Annotated in this window: 18 protein-coding genes and 1 pseudogene; 5 read left to right on the forward strand and 14 right to left on the reverse strand. The window is 36.4% G+C overall.

The annotated features are described in order from the left end of the window. Nucleotides 1-120 precede the first annotated feature (120 nt). The 9 genes from IRT38_RS11100 to IRT38_RS11140 form a co-directional block, all read right to left on the reverse strand. Nucleotides 121-993, reverse strand: a complete 873-nt coding sequence (locus tag IRT38_RS11100; protein WP_194597722.1) for an MBL fold metallo-hydrolase — start codon at nt 991-993, stop codon at nt 121-123. Nucleotides 994-1,007: 14 nt separating this feature from the next. Further along, nucleotides 1,008-1,418, reverse strand: a complete 411-nt coding sequence (locus IRT38_RS11105; protein ID WP_004911272.1) for a DUF6691 family protein — start codon at nt 1,416-1,418, stop codon at nt 1,008-1,010. Beyond that, a complete protein-coding gene (locus IRT38_RS11110) occupies nt 1,415-1,834 on the reverse strand; it encodes a YeeE/YedE family protein (protein WP_194597723.1) in 420 nt (139 codons plus the stop codon). The genes IRT38_RS11105 and IRT38_RS11110 overlap by 4 nt, the downstream gene beginning before the upstream one ends. Nucleotides 1,835-2,405: 571 nt before the next feature. Then, nucleotides 2,406-2,879 (reverse strand): DUF6438 domain-containing protein, encoded by a 474-nt coding sequence (locus IRT38_RS11115; RefSeq protein WP_004954235.1) that lies wholly within the window; start codon nt 2,877-2,879, stop codon nt 2,406-2,408. A gap of 118 nt (nt 2,880-2,997) precedes the next feature. Continuing rightward, nucleotides 2,998-3,702, reverse strand: coding sequence for a 2-C-methyl-D-erythritol 4-phosphate cytidylyltransferase (gene ispD, locus IRT38_RS11120; RefSeq protein ID WP_125318648.1), 705 nt, complete (start codon nt 3,700-3,702; stop codon nt 2,998-3,000). Next, complete coding sequence (gene ftsB / locus IRT38_RS11125; RefSeq protein WP_004911282.1) at nt 3,686-4,057, reverse strand: cell division protein FtsB; 372 nt, start codon at nt 4,055-4,057, stop codon at nt 3,686-3,688. Before ftsB ends, ispD begins: the two co-directional genes overlap by 17 nt. Before the next feature lie 10 nt (nt 4,058-4,067). Next, the gene (gene eno / locus IRT38_RS11130) at nt 4,068-5,357 is read right to left on the reverse strand and encodes a phosphopyruvate hydratase (RefSeq protein ID WP_004911285.1); all 1,290 of its coding nucleotides are present in this window, start codon (nt 5,355-5,357) and stop codon (nt 4,068-4,070) included. 45 nt (nt 5,358-5,402) lie between these two features. Next, nucleotides 5,403-6,260 (reverse strand): 3-deoxy-8-phosphooctulonate synthase, encoded by an 858-nt coding sequence (gene kdsA / locus IRT38_RS11135; RefSeq protein WP_087535796.1) that lies wholly within the window; start codon nt 6,258-6,260, stop codon nt 5,403-5,405. A gap of 33 nt (nt 6,261-6,293) precedes the next feature. Then, nucleotides 6,294-7,925, reverse strand: a complete 1,632-nt coding sequence (locus IRT38_RS11140) for a CTP synthase (protein ID WP_194597724.1) — start codon at nt 7,923-7,925, stop codon at nt 6,294-6,296. 366 nt (nt 7,926-8,291) lie between these two features. On the opposite strand from IRT38_RS11140, the gene IRT38_RS11145 reads away from it, so the two are divergent. Together IRT38_RS11145 and IRT38_RS11150 are read left to right on the forward strand one after the other, a co-directional pair. Then, a complete protein-coding gene (locus IRT38_RS11145; RefSeq protein WP_194597725.1) occupies nt 8,292-8,735 on the forward strand; it encodes an internalin in 444 nt (147 codons plus the stop codon). A gap of 230 nt (nt 8,736-8,965) precedes the next feature. Continuing rightward, a pseudogene (locus tag IRT38_RS11150) lies at nt 8,966-9,811 on the forward strand (metal-dependent hydrolase). A gap of 45 nt (nt 9,812-9,856) precedes the next feature. Here the strand turns inward: IRT38_RS11150 and IRT38_RS11155 are convergent. From IRT38_RS11155 to IRT38_RS11170, 4 genes are all read right to left on the reverse strand, one after another. After that, a complete protein-coding gene (locus IRT38_RS11155; RefSeq protein ID WP_194597726.1) occupies nt 9,857-10,951 on the reverse strand; it encodes a YheT family hydrolase in 1,095 nt (364 codons plus the stop codon). Nucleotides 10,952-10,970: 19 nt separating this feature from the next. Then, nucleotides 10,971-11,687, reverse strand: a complete 717-nt coding sequence (locus IRT38_RS11160; RefSeq protein ID WP_194597727.1) for an SGNH/GDSL hydrolase family protein — start codon at nt 11,685-11,687, stop codon at nt 10,971-10,973. A gap of 33 nt (nt 11,688-11,720) precedes the next feature. After that, nucleotides 11,721-12,128: a nuclear transport factor 2 family protein gene (locus IRT38_RS11165; RefSeq protein WP_004954216.1), complete on the reverse strand. Its 408-nt coding sequence runs from the start codon at nt 12,126-12,128 to the stop codon at nt 11,721-11,723. Between the two features lie 73 nt (nt 12,129-12,201). Further along, on the reverse strand, nt 12,202-14,226 hold the full coding sequence (locus tag IRT38_RS11170) for an NADPH-dependent 2,4-dienoyl-CoA reductase (protein WP_194597728.1): 2,025 nt from the start codon (nt 14,224-14,226) through the stop codon (nt 12,202-12,204). A 124-nt stretch (nt 14,227-14,350) separates the two neighbouring features. On the opposite strand from IRT38_RS11170, the gene IRT38_RS11175 reads away from it, so the two are divergent. Both IRT38_RS11175 and IRT38_RS11180 read left to right on the forward strand, forming a co-directional pair. Next, nucleotides 14,351-14,911, forward strand: a complete 561-nt coding sequence (locus tag IRT38_RS11175) for a PadR family transcriptional regulator (protein WP_099948622.1) — start codon at nt 14,351-14,353, stop codon at nt 14,909-14,911. After that, nucleotides 14,911-15,831 (forward strand): alpha/beta fold hydrolase, encoded by a 921-nt coding sequence (locus tag IRT38_RS11180; protein WP_194597729.1) that lies wholly within the window; start codon nt 14,911-14,913, stop codon nt 15,829-15,831. Before IRT38_RS11175 ends, IRT38_RS11180 begins: the two co-directional genes overlap by 1 nt. Nucleotides 15,832-15,879: 48 nt before the next feature. On the opposite strand, the gene IRT38_RS11185 is transcribed toward IRT38_RS11180, so the two are convergent. After that, nucleotides 15,880-16,920, reverse strand: coding sequence for a 3-deoxy-7-phosphoheptulonate synthase (locus tag IRT38_RS11185; RefSeq protein WP_194597730.1), 1,041 nt, complete (start codon nt 16,918-16,920; stop codon nt 15,880-15,882). A gap of 608 nt (nt 16,921-17,528) precedes the next feature. Between IRT38_RS11185 and IRT38_RS11190 the strand changes: the two genes are divergently transcribed. Next, nucleotides 17,529-17,785, forward strand: a 257-nt coding sequence (locus tag IRT38_RS11190; RefSeq protein WP_194597731.1) for an ATP-binding cassette domain-containing protein, incomplete at its 3' end; no start/stop codon positions are given.

Here is a 17,785-nt window from a genome sequence, read left to right on the forward strand (position 1 = left end):
ACAACATGAAAAATTTAAAATAGTTTAATCAATTATTCTGTATCAAAATAGCTTTCTCATTTCTAATAGAAAATAAACAAGGAAGATAACGTGTATCTTCCTTGTTTATCAATTTTTTTATCAACGTTTAAAAAAATTGAATGGTAACTTTAAATACCGCACACCATTACTTTCTGGTTCTGGAAAACGACCTGCATCCATATTGATTTGTATAGATGGCAGAATCAACTTTGGCATCGCCAAAGTCGCATCACGTGCCTGACGCATCTTTACAAAATCTTGTCGATCGGTATCAGATTTCAAATGAATATTACTTTGTTTCTGTGCAGCAATTGTTGTCTCATAGAAATACTCATTTCTACCTTCAGGCTTATAATCATGGCATAGATAAACACGCGTATCATCAGGTAGTTCATATAACTTTTGAACAGAATCAAAAAGTATATCCGCACTTCCTTTAGGAAAATCACATCTCGCCGTACCATAATCTGGCATAAATAAAGTATCACCAACAAAGACAGAATCACCAATGACATAACTCAAGCACGCTGGCGTGTGTCCAGGCGTTGGAATATTGTAAGCATCTAGATGACCAATCTTAAAATGCTCATCATCTTTAAAGAGATAATCAAAAGTTTGGTGTGAATTAAACATCTTCACATCAAGATTGTATATTGAGCTAAAGGTCTCTTGCACAATACCGATCTTTTCACTCATCGCAATCTTTCCACCCAAATGTTCTTTGAGATACTGAGATGCGGTTAAATGATCTGCGTGGACATGTGTTTCTAGTATCCACTCAACCTTTAACTGATGAGTCTTTACGAAATCAATAATTTGATCTGCACTATGAGTTGATGTAGAAGCAGATGCAGCATCATAATCTAGAACACTGTCAATTACGGCACATACTTTAGTTTCTGGGTCAGTCACCACATAACTAAATGTATTTGTATTTTCATCAAAAAATGCTTTGACTTGAGGATGTTGCATCTAATCTCTCCTACTTATCGTTCTGCCCATATGCGATGAATAAAGATACCGAGGAACATTGCTCCGATAAAATACCATGCTTCAGCATAGCCTAACCCGATCAGAGTAATTGCAGGTGCAGGACATACACCAGCTATCCCCCAACCTATACCGAACAGCATCGAACCAACGATCAATTTTTTATCGATCTGTTTATTAGTGGGTAATGAAATTACTTCACCGAATAATGTTTTTGGATTTCGGATCGCTTTTTGGAATGGAATGATGGCAATCGCAATAGCCCCAATCATCACAAACATTAGGCTAATATCCCACTCACCAAAAATGTCTAAAAATCCTAAAACTTTTTCAGGATTTGACATACCTGAGACCATTAGTCCTAGTGCAAATAATCCGCCAAATATGAACGCAAATACATTTTTCATATCGCAACTCCTAAAATATGGCGAATAACGAATACAGTCACGATTCCAGCTAGCATAAATGTGACCGTTGCAACGATCGAACGCACTGATAAGCGACTCATACCACAGATACCATGACCACTAGTACATCCCGAACCTAATCGCGTGCCAAAACCTACCAAGATTCCAGCAATGATTAATCCAATTGGTGAGGATTTAATCACAATCTCAGGTTCAACAAATAATTGGTAAATGAAAGGAATGATGAATAAGCCAGACAAGAACCAAAATGCAGGATTATTCAAAAGTGATTTAGGTTGTAAAACCTGCGCAAGCAAGCCACTAATCCCTGCAATATGACCATTTACATACAAATAGCCCACTACTGCAATTCCAAGGATAGCACCGCCAATCAAAGCTAAAATAATGCTAGACATTGTTTTACTCTTTAAAACATTATATGTTTTTATAATATATTATTCTGTATATTTAATGAAGTAATTATTCAAAAACTATACAAATCTTTTTGTACCTTTTCTCAAGCATTTTCTATGTGCTTTAAATTAAACATTTGATTTAATTGGATAATTAATCTCATTTAATTTTTAACAAAAAATATTTTTTGACCATTGGAAAAAAACTTCAATGCTCTGCTCTATTTTACACTTTAAAACCTCGTCCTTTTAATTTAAACAACCGTTAGAGACATAAGTTGATGTTATCTAAAGTTAAAAAACTAAGTAATAATGCTCAGAAAATTTGATATCGTATTTTCTAGTTCAACTATTATTAGCATAAATAATGGCTAGGTTGTTAACTAAAACATAAAGTTTTTAATCAAGCGATTCTCAAGTTTGAGCTAATTTTAATTTATTAATTTTATATGGTTTTTACAGACTAATTCTCTATAGTTTTCTATCTAAGCTGCCGTATACAGTTATACGACAGCTAGTTTTTTACAATCTAAGAAATCTCTACAAGCGGTATGCTCTTGTCATCAGACAACACTTATACCAGTTCTTCAATTCCTATTAATGTAGGTAACTTATCAATTAATTTGTTTAATTCATCGTTTGCAGGTGAAATACAACCAGTGTAATGACTCAAACGTGTTGTAGTACCATCTGCTTGTTTCCACCAAAAATAAGAACTAGGTTTATCTGTTGCAGTTTGCACACAACCTGTTGTTTTTACATTAGAACCAGTTTCTGGACGATACGTTTTTAATTCACTTTGTAATTTCTTATACACAGCAGGATCTACTTGAAGATCGCGTGTGCCCGTTACTTTAGTGTATTGTTTGCCCTCGAAATGAACTATTCCATTAGGTGAAACTTCAACTGAATAAATTGGACATGCACCAAAACATGGGCTTGTTGAATAACGGATCGTTTCTTGAGCTACATTTTGAGATTGCTCAGGTGTTGAAGCACAACCAACTAATGCCAATGTAAAAAAACCTGAAAGTAATAATTTTTTCATTTGTTAATCCGTTGTAAAGTTTAGTCAATAAATTTATCAAATAGTGAAATAGTTGTCATTTATATTGGTGTTACAATGATTAAATATTCAATTTTGCTTAGGCTATTTTTATAAAAAATTAATTTATGGCTTGTGATTGCAATATTAAACGAGCGAGTTCTAAATCATCTGGATAAGTGATTTTGATATTATCTGAACGACCTTGTACAACTTGTACGGGTTCATTTACATATTCAAGTGCACTTGCCTCATCAGTAATTACAATTTGATCTTTCAGTGCTGTCTCTATTGCATTTTTTAATATGCTTATCTTTGCCACTTGTGGTGTTTGAGCTTGCCACAATAGATCACGACTCACTGTTTTCTCTATTTGATGGTCTTCAACTACTTGTTTTAATGTATCTCGAACAGGTATAGCTAAAATGGAACTCTGATCTGACTCTATAGCAGTAATTATCAATTTTTCGAGACAATCCGTTGTAACGCAAGGGCGTGCTGCGTCATGTACGAGAACCCAATCATTTTCATCTGCAATATTTAATAAATACATCAAAGCATTTAATACCGAATGAACACGCTCAGCTCCCCCCTTACAAAAGTGAAGCCTATCTAAGTGCTCAAAAGCTAATGTCTGGGCAAAGTTATCGCTCTCACCTATAGCGATAACACATCCAGCTAACTGCAAAGTATTGAGCCTGTTGACCGTATGCTCAATTACTGTACGCTGAGCAATATATTGATATTGTTTTAATTCAGATTTTGAAAAACGACTACCTGAGCCTGCTGCTGGTACAACAGCCCATAATTTAGTCTGGATTTTCATTGGTTGGGGCATCTAATTTTGCATTTGGATCGATATAGATCGGTTTGTAATGGGTACTGATCGTACTCATTTGCACAAAGGTCTCATTTGGTTTGATTAAACCTAGATCGAGACGTGCATGTTCTTCAATCGCTTCAGTTCCATTTTTTAAGTCAAAAACTTCAGCCGCTAAAATGCGATTACGCTCTTTTAGCTCTTCATTGATTTCAGCTTGCTGCGTGATTTGTTGAGCTAAAGCTTGATGAGGGAAATATCCTCCCTCACCTAACCAAAATTGGTACTGTAAGCTTGCAATCAGAACGATTGCAAGCAACAGAATCAATTTACTCGAAGTTGATCGAAAGACTTCTAGCATAATTCAGAGATTATTTTAAACCTTTGAATTCAGCTTTACCGCGGTAAGCTGCTTTAGTCAATTCTTCAATACGAAGTAATTGGTTATATTTTGCAACGCGGTCAGAACGGCATAGAGAACCAGTCTTAATTTGACCAGCTGCTGTACCTACTGCCAAGTCAGCAATAGTCGAATCTTCTGTTTCACCAGAACGATGTGAAATAACAGTTGAATAGCCATTTGCTTTAGCAAGATAGATAGCATCTAATGTTTCAGTCAAAGTACCGATTTGGTTATATTTGATCAGAATAGAGTTACCTACTTTCTCATCAATACCACGTTGTAAAATCTTAGGGTTTGTTACGAATAAATCGTCACCAACCAATTGGATTTTGTCACCAAGAATTGATGTTAAGTAGCTCCAACCTTCCCAATCAGATTCATCCAAACCATCTTCGATCGAGATGATAGGATATTGATTTGCAAGACCAGCTAAATAATCAGCAAATTGATGGCTTGTGAAAGCACGGTTACCTTCGCCTTCTAAAACGTATTGACCGTTTTTGTAGAACTCAGAAGATGCGCAGTCTAAAGCAAGCATCATGTCAGAACCAGCTTTATAACCAGTTAACTCAATTGCTTGTAAAATAACTTGGATCGCTTCTTCATTAGAGCGTAAGTTAGGTGCAAAACCACCTTCATCACCAACTGCAGTATTTAAACCTTGTTTCTTTAAAACTGATTTTAAAGAATGGAATACTTCAGCACCAGCACGTAACGCTTCAGCAAATGAAGTGAAACCAACTGGCTCGATCATGAACTCTTGAATATCAACAGTGTTATCTGCATGCTCACCACCGTTGAGGATGTTCATCATCGGTACAGGCATAGTCAAGATAGTTTGACCACGAAGGTCTGCGATATATTGAAAAAGAGGAAGTTTCTTTTCTTCAGCAGCAGCACGCGCAGCAGCTAAAGAAACTGCTAAAGTTGCGTTTGCACCTAATTTTTCTTTGTTTTCAGTGCCATCAAGCGCGATCATTGTATTATCAATGTCTTTTTGCTCAAAAACTGATTTACCCAACAAAGCGTCACGAATCAATGTGTTAACATTGTTAACTGCTGTACGAACACCTTTACCTAAGTAACGAGATTTATCTCCGTCACGAAGTTCTAAAGCTTCACGAGAACCAGTTGAAGCACCAGATGGTGCACATGCACGACCAACAACCCCAGATTCTAAAATTACGTCTGCTTCGATGGTTGGGTTACCACGAGAGTCCAAAATTTCGCGTGCACGGATGTCAACGATTTGGCTCATGAACAATTCCTCTGTTTAATGAATAAAAAGATGTATTTTCATACATCAATGGGTATCTAACTTTTTGAATCCTTTAACTAAAGTATCCAATTCTTTTAATTGCGCCAAGAATGGCTCAAGCTGAGATAAACGCAAAGCACACGGTCCATCGCATTTTGCGATTTCAGGTTCTGGATGTGCTTCCAAGAACAGACCCGCTAAACCTGTTGCCATACCTGCACGCGCTAAAGTCGTGATTTGAGCACGGCGACCACCCGCAGAATCAGCACGACCACCAGGCGTTTGCAATGCGTGGGTGACATCAAAAAATACAGGTACATTCATTTCTTTCATGATGTCAAAGCCAAGCATATCTACAACCAAGTTGTTATAACCAAATGCTGAACCACGTTCACAAAGAATGAGTTTGTCATTTCCTGCTTCCAAACACTTATGCAAAATATGGCGCATTTCGTGTGGTGCTAAGAATTGTGCTTTTTTGATATTGATAATGGCTTGAGTTTTTGCCATTGCTTCAACAAGATCAGTCTGGCGACTTAAGAAAGCTGGGAGTTGGATAATGTCAGCAACTTCAGCAACAGGCGCTGCTTGGTAAGGTTCATGAACGTCCGTAATAATTGGCACATTAAAATGTTTTTTAATGTCCGCAAGCCATTCAATCCCTTTTTCTAAACCAGGACCGCGAAAAGAATTCAAACTTGAACGATTCGCTTTATCAAAGCTTGCCTTAAATACATAAGGAATATCTAAGCGTTTGCAAATATCAACATAAGTTTCAGCAATTTCAAATGCTAAATCTTTTGACTCTAGTACGTTCATTCCGCCAAATAATACAAATGGCAAATGATTTGCCATTTGTATATCGCCTAAACGTACAACTTCTTGTGGTTTTAATTGTGACATTCAAACTTTCCCAGTTTATTTAAAACTTAGTACTTACTTTTGATGCTGTTTTTTTGCAGCTTCAATAAAGCTAGCAAATAATGGATGACCATCACGTGGCGAGCTTGTAAATTCTGGGTGGAATTGTACAGCAATAAACCAAGGATGTTCAGGAATTTCTACAGTTTCAACCAAATGTTGTACTGATGAATAACCTGAAATTTTCATTCCTGCCTCTTCAAGCGCTGGAATAAAACGATCATTCATTTCATAACGATGGCGGTGACGCTCTGTAATTTCAGCTTTACCATAGACTGCACGTGTTTTTGTGCCTTCAACTAGTTCAGACTTTTGTGCACCCAAACGCATCGTACCGCCAAGATCCGACTCAAGACTGCGTTGTTGTAATTCACCACGTTCATCTAACCATTCAGTAATTAAACCGATGAGTGGATACTTAGTTGAGCGATTGAATTCAGTTGAACTCGCTTCAGGCATACCTGCAACATTGCGTGCATACTCAATCACAGCCAACTGCATACCTAAACAAATACCTAGGAATGGAATCTTGTTTTCACGTGCATATTGAATAGCTTTCATCTTGCCTTCAGTACCACGCTCACCGAAACCACCTGGTACTAAAATCGCATCAGCAGTGCTCAAAATACTCATATCTTGCTGTTCAAGGTCTTCAGCATTTACATAATCAATCTGAACTTTTACGCGATTTTGGATACCAGCATGTAAAAGTGCTTCATTGACAGATTTATATGCATCTGGCAATTCAACATATTTACCAACCATAGCTACACGTACCGTATACTCTGGATTGAGTAATGCTTCAACAACGTTATCCCAATCTTCAAGATTTGCTTCAGGAAGATCATTAAAACCAAAACGTTCACAAATTAAATCGTCAACATTCTGTTCATAAAAATTACGTGGGATTTGGTAAATTGTTTTCGCATCTTTACAAACAACAACTGCACGCGCTTCTACGTTGGTGAAAAGTGCAATTTTACGTTTAGTATCAGCATCAACATCATATTCAGTACGACAGATTAAAATGTCTGGTTGAATACCGATTGAAAGTAATTCTTTAACTGAGTGTTGAGTAGGCTTTGTTTTTAACTCAGCAGCTGATTTGATATACGGCAACAAAGTCAAATGCATGAGCATTGTACGTTTATGACCCAACTCAACCATAAGTTGACGAACCGACTCCATAAATGGAAGTGATTCGATATCACCAACAGTTCCGCCAATTTCTACAATAGCAACGTCGTAACCTTCACCTGCACGAAGAACACGCTCTTTGATATTGTCAGTAATATGCGGAATTACTTGAACTGTACCGCCTAAGTAATCACCACGACGTTCTTTATTCAAAACATCTTGATAAACACGACCACTTGTAAAGTTGTTTAATTTGGTCATTTTCGCACGACGTAAGAAACGTTCGTAATAGCCCAAATCTAAGTCAGTTTCAGCACCATCCTCTGTGACGAAAACCTCACCGTGCTGGAATGGACTCATGGTACCTGGATCGACATTAATGTATGGATCCATTTTCACCATAGTGACTTTTAAGCCACGGGCTTCCAAAAGTGCAGCAACAGAAGCAGCAGAAATACCTTTACCTAGTGATGAAACTACACCACCAGTGACAAAAATAAAATGGGTCATTGAGTTTCTCGTACAATCGAGCCGAAATCGGCCTACAATGTTGTGCAATTTTACTGTACTCTGCCCTAATAAAGCAAAGTCAAACCGCATCAATTCAAAGAACTATAAACAACTGGCTATTCTATCAGCATTTTCGATAAAAATTTATCGGAATTGTGGATATTTCATACATAAATTCTTTTTGCATGGCTGACAGCAATCATTTTCAAGTTTAGATTATGATTTTTTAGTTTTATCACTTTAAAAATTAGTATGGATGGTGCAAGCAACTATAAAATATCAACAAAGCTGTTTGATGTAAGTGATTTATTCTTTTAATTTGCTGATATAATTCCCTCTGTCCTTTTTTAATATGTTGTTTTAACAATGGCGAATAAAAAACTTTTACTTTGTGCAGCGATTGCTACTGGTCTTTTATTAACTGCGTGCGTCAAAAAAGAAGAGCCTAAAAACGAAGATCAGCAAGAACAAACTGCTGAAACTGAAACGAGTCAAGCACAAACTGAGCCTAAGAACACTGAGTTTGAAACGCTTGAAAGCGTAGATAATCAAGAAACTACAGCTCCTGTTACCGAAACTATTCGTGAAGAAACTCCAAATACAACAACTGAAGTTCGTCGTGAGATTCGCCCTGCTGAAACAACTACTAGCAGCCAAACTCAAACTTCTACAACAGAACAACCTAAACCGACTCAAACTGAACCAAAACCAGTAAAGACGGAACCACAAAAGCCAGCTACTCCAGCTCAATCTGAAGAAGATGCTGTTGCAGCAGCAATTGCGGCTGCTACACCTGCGCTTAATAATTAAGTTATCTTATGAATACCCAAATCAAAATTATGGTTTGGGTATTTAATTCATAAAAAATTTTATCTTCTTTTATCCTTTTACTCTAAAACACATATCAGAAACGATTCTCTATCTATCAGTTAGGGACAATATTATCTATCTTATTCAAAATTAATTGACAGGAAAAGAATATAGAACTAGCTTCTACCCAATAAGTTCTATTTTAGAACTAATAATGAATGGAGTAAATAATGAAAACTAACTCAACCCGTTTACCTACCTCATTTCCTGTACGTCGCATGGATTACAATTTCGAAAATACACCTAAATACTGGTGTGCTAATGATCCAGCAATGACACATTATTTCACCGGACTCTCAACCTTATTTCCAGAAGGTGAATCTTATTTCGTGCGATCAGTAAGAGCATTACGAGAACATGCAAAACTGAATGAAGCATTAGATAGAGAAATTAGTGCTTTCATCGGCCAAGAGGCTATGCATTCAAAAGAACATCATGCTTTTCATATTAGCGCTCAACAACATGGCCTGAACCCTGAATCTTTGGAAAAAGTTACTGGTATTGTTCTCAAAGGTCTTGAAAAAGTATTTAGTAAAAAGTTGAATTTACTTGTTACTGTAGGTTTAGAGCATTACACAGCTGTACTAGTCGTAAGTATGATGGAAACTGTAAATGAGTATATGACGGATAAAACTATACGAGATTTATGGTTATAGCATAGTGTTGAAGAAACCGAGCATAAAGCGGTAGCTTTTGATTTATATGAATATTTATATGGAAATGGATTAAATGCTTACCTTCCTCGGGTTACAATTTTCACTTTAAGCCTGATTCTTGTTACTGAACTTTCAACAATCTACCAAATAGTTTTAATGAAACGAGATAAACAATTATCAAATCTTAAAACATGGCAAAACTTCTTTAATTTTGCAGCTGAGCAATATAAAACATTTATTCCCAAATTCTTTGAATACTATAGATATGACTTTCACCCTAACCAGACTAATGAAAAAAATTTAGTTGCAACCACGAAAATAAAACTTGGAATAAAAGATACACCTGCTTTGGTATCTTAAAATAAAAAAAGCCCATTCACACATGGGCTTTATTCCTTAAATTACTTAGCTTGAACGCTGAATAAGAAAATAATCTGAAATAAGTCGTGCTGACCAAGATGAAGTTTGCCAGCCTTCATAAAATCCACAGTGGCTTCCTTTTTTAGTTGTAATCACAGCAATATTATCCATTTGCTCTATAGCAGATTTATATGGATGAAAGTTTTTGATCGAGCACACAGGATCATCTTCAGAGTTTAGAATCATCAATGGAATTTTTATGTTTTGAAAAACATATATCGGATTAATCGCTTTACAGTAGCTCTCATAATCTCTAAAACCTGCCATTTCAAAATAGACTTTTTCAAACTCTTCAAGAGTTGTTGATGCTAAAACCTTTTCTAATGAATCAAGCTGTTTCCATGTAGATTGATAAGGATAAATAAAATGTTTAAACAATTTTTTCGTCATTAACTTTGTGTAAAACGGATGAACATTTTTGAATCCAATTTCGGTGTTATAACCGGGACACATCGCAAATGCAGCTTTAAAAGGTGTGTCTAGACCTTGTTCACCCAAGTAGCGCACTAATAATCCAGTACCAGCAGAAGAACCAACAGCATACAAATCAGACTCAGGAAATATATGTTGAATATGCGCAAGTTGTTCTTTCAAATCATCTGTCGATCCAAAAAGTGAAATGCGAGGTACAGGCATTGGTAAACCAGCGTGTCCACGACGTAAACATAGCGCGATTCTCCAACTTGTGTATTGATGCAAATCTTTTACTAGTTCTCGCATACTTTCAGGTGAACCCGTAATGGTATGCATAATAACAATCGTCGGTGTTTGCTTAGGCAAGTCGTATCCATACCATGCTATTCCTGTAACACCTCCATCCTGCATAGTGAGTTGTTCAATACGATCATATTGAAGCTTTATCGTCTTTTTTCTAATAACATCAAAATACAACAGATGCATGTGATTGTTAGACAACCAAGGTGTTGGGCGGTACTTCTGTTTTAGCTGAGGCAATTTCTCTAAGATATTTTTAATCTTTCCATTTGGTGAATAATATGTCTTTGGTTTCTCTGCACCAACCACAAGATCAAATAACTCTAAGCCCAAAACTTTAATTTTATTTAAAGTAGAAATACCCATAGATGACAATAGCCTTAAATTATGAGGTGAAGAATTCTCGCACTAACGACGCGACCTGTTTCCCCCAGATCTCGTAAATTTCTTTACTTGGATGAAACCCATCTATAGCCATGGGTAGATTCATCTCTTGAAAAAGTTCAAGATCAAATTCAATAAACTTAAATATTGGTTCAGTTGATAAATAGCCTTGTAATTTTTTATTCATTTGTTGAGCATGTTTTCCAAATTTCCAAGCAAGTGGATGAGGTAAAGCTGGAAAATGCTGCATAGGTGGAATACCAGTTACAATAATCAATTTTGGATCAAATTTCTTTCGTAATTCGGTAAACAATTGTTTTTGCTGCTTTATCCACAAGCGAGTTGGGGTAAGTTTAGTCACGTCATTTACCCCAATTGAAGTGACGATCACATCATAAACTTGCGGCTCTAAAGCATTAATTGCATCAATGACTTGTCTAGTATTATTACCACTTTTAGCATGTAAAGCCCATGTCAGTTTATATTCATTCATAAGCTGTGAAAGTAATACGCCTGAAAGAGCTTGATGCTGATATTCAACACCAACTCCTGCAGCAGCAGAATCACCTAAAATAAGCAATGATAATGGCCGACCAAAACCTACAACTCCTTGACGTTCTCCAATTGGCTCTAGAAGTTTTGGTGTACGTTGTTTAAATAGAATTCCTTGAGTTACTACGATTGGCAGTAGGAATAACGTTGATATTTTTAACCACATTTTACTTTAAACTTACTTAGGCTATTTTTAATATTAAGTGGCTTGATATTGGGCGATTCTTTGACCCATTTGCTCTGCTAAGGCAGCCAAACCACTCATTGGCCGAATCATCACTTCAAAATCAATAATTTGCCCTCGATCATTGAAGCGAATCATATCGATACCTTTTAATGATTTACCACTCACATTCGCACTAAATTCTAGCACTACATTTTCACCATCTTCAGTAAAGAACTCACGATGATAAGTAAAGTCCTGAAAAACTTGGATAACATTGGTCAAAATAAAGAAAACAACCTGTTTCCCTTCATACGGTTTATAAGCGACAGGTGATCTAAATACTACCTCATCTGCTAATAAATCATTTAAGATGGACATGTCATTGGTTTCTAACATTTGATGCCATTTTTTGATTGATATTTGAGTTGTTGCAAGTGTCATTCTTATTGTCCTATTAAATTTATATGGTCTTGAAAAGGGCATTTTCTTAAAATAGAAAACACCCTTTTATTTATTATAGAATTGCTGCTAGTTCAGCACCTTGACGAATTGCACGCTTCGCATCTAACTCGCCTGCTTCTTTTGCACCACCGATAAGATGAACATTTTTACCATCAGCTTTGAGTTGATCATACATCGCTGTATATGATTCTTGGCCTGCACAAATTACGACGTTATCAACTTCTAATACTGTTGTTTTTCCATCAACAGTAATATGTAAACCTAGATCATCTACTTTGTCATAACTTGCACCTGCGATCATTTTTACATCGCGGTGTTTTAAGCCTGTGCGGTGAATCCAGCCAGTTGTTTTACCCAGACCTGCACCTACTGCCGAAGCTTTACGTTGTAATAAATAAATTTCTCGTTCAGATTTTTCAAGTTCAGGTTGTTTCAGACCACCAACATGCTCGTACGCTGTATCAATTCCCCATTCTGCATAGAATTTTTCAGGGTTTAAGCTACCGCTTTCACCTTCGTGACTTAAATACTCAGCAGTATCAAAACCAATACCACCAGCACCAATAATCGCTACACGTTTTCCTACTGGTACACGCTCTTTAAGTACTTGGATATAGCTTAGAACTTTTGGATGATGAATGCCTTCAAATTGTAATTGACGTGGTGTTACACCAGTAGCAAAAACAATTTCATCATAGTTTGCTTTGCTTAACTCTTCATAAGTTACTGTATGGTTCAATACCAACTCAATATTTGGTTGTAATTCGATTTGACGCTTGAAGTAGCGCAGTGTCTCGTAAAATTCTTCTTTTCCTGGAATCGTTTTAGCGATATTGAACTGTCCACCAATCTGATTACTTGAATCAAAAATTTTAACTTTATGACCACGGCTAGCTGCATAAGTTGCAAAACTCAACCCCGCAGGTCCTGCACCGATTACTGCAATATTTTTTACTGCATTTGTTTCTTTGAAAATCAGTTCAGTTTCATAACATGCACGTGGATTCACTAAGCATGTCGCAATGTTCATAGAGAAAATATGGTCTAAACATGCTTGGTTACAACCAATACAGGTATTAATTTCATCACTGCGGTTTTCTTTAGCTTTTAATACAAATTCTGCATCCGCCAACATAGGACGAGCCATTGAAATCATATCAGCATGACCTGATGCTAAAACATGCTCAGCCATTTCAGGTGTGTTAATACGATTCGAAGTGATTAATGGAACAGACACACTTCCTTTAAGTTTTTCCGTTACCCAAGTGAATGCAGCACGAGGTACTTTTGTAGCAATCGTTGGAATACGTGCTTCATGCCAGCCGATTCCTGTATTAATAATTGTTGCACCCGCTTTTTCAATTTCTTTAGCAAGGTGAATCACTTCTTCTAAGCTAGAACCGCCTTCTACCAAATCGAGCATAGATAAACGATAAATAATGATAAAGTTCTCGCCCACTAAATCACGCGTACGTTTAACTATTTCGATTGGAAAACGGATACGATTTTCGTAGCTACCACCCCACTCGTCATCACGATGGTTAGTACGTGCGGCAATAAACTCATTAATCAGGTAGCCTTCTGAGCCCATGATTTCTACGCCATCATAACCTGCATATTGTGCTAATTTTGCACAATTCGCAAAGTCATCAATGGTTTGTTGAACTTCTACAGAACTTAATGCTTTTGGCTTAATTGGGTTGATTGGAGCCTGAATTGCAGAAGGCGCAACGTTATTTGCTTGATAAGAATAGCGACCTGTATGAAGAATTTGCATAGCAATCTTACCACCTGCATCATGTACAGCTTGGGTAATCACTTTATGTTTTTCTGCTTCTTCGATTGAATCTAATTTTGTTCCATGCGCAAAAACAACACCATCATCGTTTGGAGATACACCACCTGTAACAATTAATCCAACCTCACCTTTTGCACGTTCAGCATAGAATGCTGCCATGCGTTCATAGCCTTGTGGCGCTTCTTCTAAACCAATATGCATAGACCCCATAAGCACGCGGTTTTTTAAAGTCGTAAAGCCTAAATCAAGTGGCTGAAGTAAATGTGGATAAGCTGACATAAATTCTCCTATGGCTAGCAATCTGCTTGCTAATGCAACTTGTTGCATAAAGTTATAAACAATATTTGATTTTTATGCAACATTTTGCATAATCTTAATAGTCACATTTTATTTTTGGATGTTTATGTCTCTTGCCCATGTTTTATTGACGAGTTTATTAGAAAAACCAAGCACTGGTTTCGAACTTGCTCGTCGTTTTGATCGCTCTATGGGCTTCTTTTGGAACGCGACACATCAACAAATTTATCGTGAACTCAATGGAATGCTCAAAAAAGGTTGGATATCAACCATTGAAGAAGAAACAACAAACAGTCGTAAAAAAACATATCAAGTCGAACAATTAGGTCGCATACAATTAGCTGCATGGATCGAGCAACAAAGTGAACCCGCACAACTAAGAGATGATTTGATGGTTAGGTTGAGGGCTGAAGCACAATTAGGTGGCAATACGATATTACCTGAATTGATTCGCCACTTAGAGTTACACAAAGAGAAGTTAAAATTGTACCAAGCCATTCATGACAAAGACTTTAAAAATAACGAGCCAACAAATCGTATTTTATTTATTCATAAAATGATTCTTGAACTCGGTATTATTAAAGAGAATGAATGGATAAAATGGTTAGAGAAAATGATCCCTCAGCTCAAAAAGTTTGAGGAAGCGGACAAGATTGGAGAAAAATAATGCCGTTTTACACCATGCCTGATCAAGAAAAATTATTTGTACGACGTGTTGGCGAGGGAGAACCTGTACTCGTCTTATCAGGACTTGGTATGCAAAGCTGGCAATGGCTACCTTTTTTATTTTCCAATCGCAATCAATATGAATTTATTATCCCAGATTGGAGAGGATTCGGCGGCTCTAAAAATTGTGGAATTCCATCAATGGATGCTATCTCAAGCCATTGGAATGATGTAGATGCACTCATCAAACTGCTTAATTTAGACCAGTTTATCCTGATGGGATATTCTATGGGTGCAACAACCGCTATGCATGGAATGAAACATGGTGATTTAGCTAAAAAAATTAAAGCCTACCTCCATATTGATCAAACACCCAAAATTGCTGTTGATGATACTTGGCAATATGGTCTATTTGGAACAAAGTATTCTCAATTCAAAAGTTTACTTCTCGATATTCAAACACTTTTATTGGATTATAAGTCTGCAAAAAGGCTTGAAGATTTACCTAAAGACATTCGATATCAACTTGTAAGTCTTTGGGGTGCATTTATTGAGTTACAAAGCAATAATGCTTATAGTCCAAAAATCTTTAAACTGGCATTAAATCGACCAGTTTTACAAACGTATTTACTACCTATTCAACGACTAGACTATTTACTTTGGTATGTTGAAAATTATCTGAATCATGATGAAGATTACCGTGATGCCATCAGTCAATTAGAGTGTCCAACAACCTTCTTTATTGGTCGTGACTCTACACTTTATCCTGAAACTGGACAAACTTTAGTTGCTAATAGTCTAGCAAATGCTAAAACAATCTATTTTGAACGTTCAGGGCATACTCCCTTAATTACTGAACCAAGAAAATTCTCTCAAGAAATTGGGCGTTTTCTTAGTAGTAATTCATTAGATGCTGCATAAAAAATACAATAAAAAAGCCAATCAACAAGATTGGCTTTTTATGATCAATCAATATCTCATTTGCTCAGCGATTTCCAAGAGAACTTGTTCAGTTTTATCCCAACCTAAACAACCATCCGTTACCGACTGACCGTAAGTCATATTACATGAAATCTTCTGATTTCCATCAACCAAGTGGCTTTCTATCATCACACCACGTACTTTGGATTCTGCACGTTCTGCAATAATTTGTTTAAGTACATTTGGTTGCTGTAATGGATCTTTACCACTATTACCATGACTACAATCAATTACTAATGCAGGTAAATGTTTATGTTTGAAGTGCATCGCTTGAATTGAAGCCAAATCATAATTTGTACCATGGTTTGAACCACGCAAAATTAAATGCGGTAAAGGGTTGCCATTGCTATGCAAAATAGCAGGTAAACCTTGCTGAGTCATTCCAAGGAATTGATGACCATTTAAAGCAGATTGAATTGCATCCAAAGCAATCTGAATCGAACCATCAGTACCATTTTTAAAACCAATACTATATGGCATATGGCTTGCGATCTCACGATGAATCTGAGATTCACTTGTACGTGCCCCAATCGCTCCCCAAGCCAACAAGTCATCAAAATAACCTGTTGCCATCGGACTTAAAATTTCACTCGCGATCGGCAAACCTTTTTCAATAAGCTGAATATATAGCTCACGAGATTTTTCCAATCCCAATTGTAAATCTGATGATCCATCTAGGTTTGGATCATATAAAAAACCCTTCCAGCCAACTGTTGTACGTGGTTTTTCAATATAAGCACGCATTACAAGAAATATTTGATCTTTAACTTTTTCTTGGAGTTTTTGTAGGCGATCAGCATATTCAAGTACTGCGATAGGATCATGAATCGAGCATGGACCTGTAATCACCATAAGTCGAGGATCATGACCAGATAAAATATTCTGAATCGTTTGACGATGTTTTGAAATTTGCTGCACTAAATTTGCAGACAATGGATACTGCGCTTTGAGTTGTGATGGCAAGCTAAGCATTGATTCTTTTATTTGCGTTTGTGATGATTGTTTCAAAGCCGTATTTAAAGCATTCATTTTCATTTCCTTTGGACTGAAATCAGCCCGAGTATTTATTTGAGCAAGAGTGATCTAAGTGATGTTGATTTTTTTGCAAAGTAAAACCAAGAAATCTTGCTAAAATATGAAATGTTTGATGTATACATAGTATTTCTCCTAAATTAATGAATCTTAAAGCATAAAAAAACCTGATCGGTGTTGCCGATCAGGTATTAACTGGTAGGGCAACCCTTTCGCTGCCCGAAACGCATCAGGCAACTAGATATATTGCCAAAAGTAAAAGTATGCGTTCGTGTTTACAGTATGCTTTAACATGTTTATTTCAAATATCTTAAAAACTGTTCCTTATTTCTAAGTTACGCACTATTTCTGCATTTGACAAGCACTTTTTATGTTTTTTTAATTTTACCTAAAAAATGGACAGTAATTGATCTTTTAGCCAAGCTTCAATAAAATAGTACAAAAATACATCACCACGAGTATACGCCAATGAAGTAAGTCATATTTTTCATCATCAAATTCAATTTCTTTTTTGATGTGCAAAATAGACTTATCTATGGTTGAACCCCTCATATTCTAAAACTGATTTCGATCTATTTTTGCATATCCTGTTTATGAGGTTTCTTATGACTCAACAGGCATGTGTCGTTTCAAATTTATCGCTCGAACTAGCACAAAACAAACTATTTACTAATTTATCTTTCCAACTTCCAATTGGACAATTCACTGGTTTAATTGGAAGAAATGGACAAGGCAAATCTCTTCTGATGTCTATTCTTCATGGAGAAAAAACAACTCTACCCTATTCAGGTCAAATATCTTGGTTACGCCAACATCAACATCTTCACCAGCTTCAACGTATCCAATCAGCAACTATTGCTGA

Origin of the sequence: Acinetobacter sp. SK-43, assembly GCF_015351505.1 — a bacterium.
Taxonomy (GTDB): domain Bacteria; phylum Pseudomonadota; class Gammaproteobacteria; order Pseudomonadales; family Moraxellaceae; genus Acinetobacter; species Acinetobacter junii.